Source organism: Sphingobium sp. (assembly GCF_035511395.1).
Taxonomy (GTDB): Bacteria; Pseudomonadota; Alphaproteobacteria; order Sphingomonadales; family Sphingomonadaceae; genus Sphingobium.
In genome coordinates, this window is sequence record NZ_DATKFP010000027.1 from 1 (window position 1) to 3,020 (window position 3,020).

General features: G+C 63.9%; 4 protein-coding genes. All 4 read right to left on the minus strand.

The genetic code is table 11. The annotated features are described in order from the left end of the window. The coding region (locus VMR39_RS01365) for an IS5 family transposase (RefSeq protein WP_325413607.1) at positions 1 to 789 on the minus strand (789 nt) is incomplete at its 3' end. Between the two features lie 182 nt (positions 790 to 971). Next, complete coding sequence (locus VMR39_RS01370) at positions 972 to 2,249, minus strand: Fic/DOC family protein (protein WP_037508604.1); 1,278 nt, start codon at positions 2,247 to 2,249, stop codon at positions 972 to 974. Positions 2,250 to 2,251: 2 nt separating this feature from the next. Beyond that, on the minus strand, positions 2,252 to 2,509 hold the full coding sequence (locus VMR39_RS01375) for a hypothetical protein (protein WP_037508602.1): 258 nt from the start codon (positions 2,507 to 2,509) through the stop codon (positions 2,252 to 2,254). Positions 2,510 to 2,635: 126 nt separating this feature from the next. After that, the coding region (locus tag VMR39_RS01380; RefSeq protein ID WP_325413611.1) for a DUF3768 domain-containing protein at positions 2,636 to 3,020 on the minus strand (385 nt) is incomplete at its 5' end.

The following is a 3,020-nucleotide window of genomic DNA, read 5'->3' on the forward strand; positions in this document are numbered from 1 at the left end:
CATGGCGACGAGGATCATGGCCTTCGAGACGTCAATGCGCTTCTCGTAATCGCGGACCAATCGGCGCCATCGGATCATCCAGCCAAAGGTCCGCTCAACGACCCAACGCCGGGGCAGAACCTTGAAGCCCTGCTGCTGATCGCTGCGTCGAATGACCTCGACGACGAAATCCAGATAGCTTGCTTTGTCCATGAGTTTGAGGCGGTCATAGGCGCCATCGGCGAAGAGATGTTTGATCCAGGGCCAGCGTTTGCGGATGCCATCGAGGATGGTCTGGGCGCCCGCGCTGTCCGAAATGTCCGCAGTGGTCAGGTTGACCATCAGCAGCCGTCCATCGGTATCGACGGCGATATGTCGCTTGCGCCCGACAACCCTCTTGCCTGCGTCGAACCCACGCTTTTCTGCCGATGGCGCCTTGATCGACTGGCTGTCGATCACTGCTGCGCTCGGACTGGCCTCCCGCCCTTGGCGCTCGCGATCTAGCATCAGTTCGATGTCGTGGATTGTCTGGAACAGGAACCTGCGAGCCAGTTCCCGGAACCAGCCATAAACCGTCTGCCATGCCCCGAAATGGATCGGCAGCATCCGCCAGCCACAGCCCGATCGAACAAGGTAGCGCACGGCGTTGATTACCTCGCGAAAATCCACCTCGCGTGGACGGCCCCGCCGCCCCGGTCTGGGCATCAGCGGCGCCAGGCGATCCCATTCCTCATCGGTCAGATCACTGGGATAGCGCTTCGTCTTCTTGGCAATCTGGGCCATGCGCCCTCGGCTCTGATGGGTCCACATCCAGAGCCTGAATCAGACGCAGAGCCTCACGACAACCCCCGTCAACGATTTTCCAAACAGCCTCTTAGCGATATGACGCGGTTTAGGCCATACAGGCAGAACCTTCGGGCCATCGGATGGCTTCCGTTATCGGCCGCAGCAGGCAATCATGCGTCAACCACTCACCCGTCCTTACAACGCCGTCAGCGGCTCCGGTCCTTATCGCGCGGCGCCGGGGTCGCGGGCCCGATTTCGCCGTCTAGCGATCCGCCCGCTTTGATCCGATCCGCGACGAGCTGGCGCGTCGCCCCCCCAATCGCTCCGACCATGCGCGCGCTCTCGCCCCGATCGCGCGCGGTTTTCCTCGCCGCGTCGACGATCGCCTGGGCGGGCGCGAGGCGAGGATCGGCTTGGTTCTTCTCCGCCGTGTTCTTCAGGAACAGCTCGGCAAGGCGCTCCTGCCCTGGCGAGTGGCCGGGAGGAAGGATCGGCTGCTCCAGCGACCGGACGGCGCGCTGGATCTGCGCCGGCTGCTGGTTGTTGATCTGGACGCCGAGCGCCGCACCGATCTCGCGCACCCGCTCCAACGGTGTCTGCTGGGGCGAAATGACTGCATCGACCTGACGGACGCCGAGATAGGTGAGAAGGTGCGATTGGTAGATCGGCCCCTTGGCGTGACGGACATAGGCGAGTTCGGTGCGCGCGTTAGCGATGGCGGGGGAGGGGGCACCCTCCTTGATCAGCCCGCGTAGCCGGTCGGCAGCCTGTTGGCGGGCGGCCGGCAGATAGCGTTCCAGCTCCTCGCGCGCCTTGGTCAGCGTCACCCGGTAGCGTTGCCCCTCGGGCGGGGCACGCTTGGGGAGCATGGCGATCCCTGCGGGGCCGATGCGCGCCTCGGGCGCGAGGTCGCGCTTGATCGCCGCTGCGGAGAGAACCGCGGCCATGCCGCGATGATCGCCGGTCAGAAAGCCGTGGCGGGACGCTTCCATCCAACGGTCCTTGTCGATCGCGGCGATGCGGATCGGGTGGCCGGCTTCGCGGGCGAGCTGGGCGGCATGGTGGCGCATGGTGCGCCCGTTCCCTTCGCGGAAGGGATGAATAGCGTTGATCTCGTTGATATGGTTGCCGAGCCGATCGAAAAACTCGTCGCGAGGAATCCCCCGGAAGCCGCCCTGCGCTCCTACCTCCGCGAACCGCTTGTCCAGTTCGCGCGCGAGATAGGGGACGGCGGCAAAGCTCGATCCGCCTTTGGCGATGCTGACGGTGCGGTCCTGGCCCGCCCAATCGTAGAGGTCTTGGAACAGGTGCTTATGGAGCGCCCGATAGCCATCGGCGGTGGCTGGAAAGGTCAGGCGCGCGGCCTCCGCGCCCCGTGCCTGGGTCAGTCTCCGTTCGGCCTCTGTAAGCGTCTTGTCGTCGGTGATTCCGAGCCGATTCCGAAGCGTCTCGGTGCCGGGATACGTGTAGGGATCGCTCGCCAAGGTCAGGCGGCGATCTGGCGTGTTCCGGGCTGATAGAGACTGAGGATAATCGACGGCATGACGGCAGGCGGAACGCCCTCGTCGAGCATCATCGCGAACATCGCGTCTTCGTCGATGGTCGGCGTCATGTCCTCCATGGCGAGATTGGCACGCGCTTCCGCTACGTCCTCCCGCCAAAGGGCGATCTGCTCGGGGGTGCCGCGCTGGAAATCCATCTGGCGGATGCGCTCGCGCAACGTCTCAAGATCGATCTGGGCCATCGCGTCATCCTTTCTGCTCTTAACCCTACGCCTTCCAAGGCGACTCCTCAACAAATCATGTGTGAGCGAGGCGGATGCGCGCCGTGATCCGCGCTTGGTTGAGCGCGGATCGCCGGATCGGGGCCGTTAATACTCGCTCGCCAGCATGACCGTCAGAACGCGCGTGGTCTGCTGCGCATCCCACGGTGCTTCGCTACCATAGGTCAGCGTGTTGTCGTAGTAATCCACCTTCCAGAAAACCGTCTCGGAAATGGCCGTGCCATCGCTCGGCCGCTCTTGCGACCATTCACCGCTCGCTAGGCGATAGACCGCGCCGAAATCATGCTCACCATAGGGGTCGTTGTCGCCGTCAAACTTGGTAAAACCGACGATCGCCGATACGGCCTTGAAGCAATCCGCATCGGGGAGGGCAAGAAAGCCCTGCGTGACGTTGGCGCACGACGTGACGCCGGGGCTCTGACGCGCTGCGTCATTCAGGCGGCGGATGGTGTCGAGTTGTTCGGGGCTATAC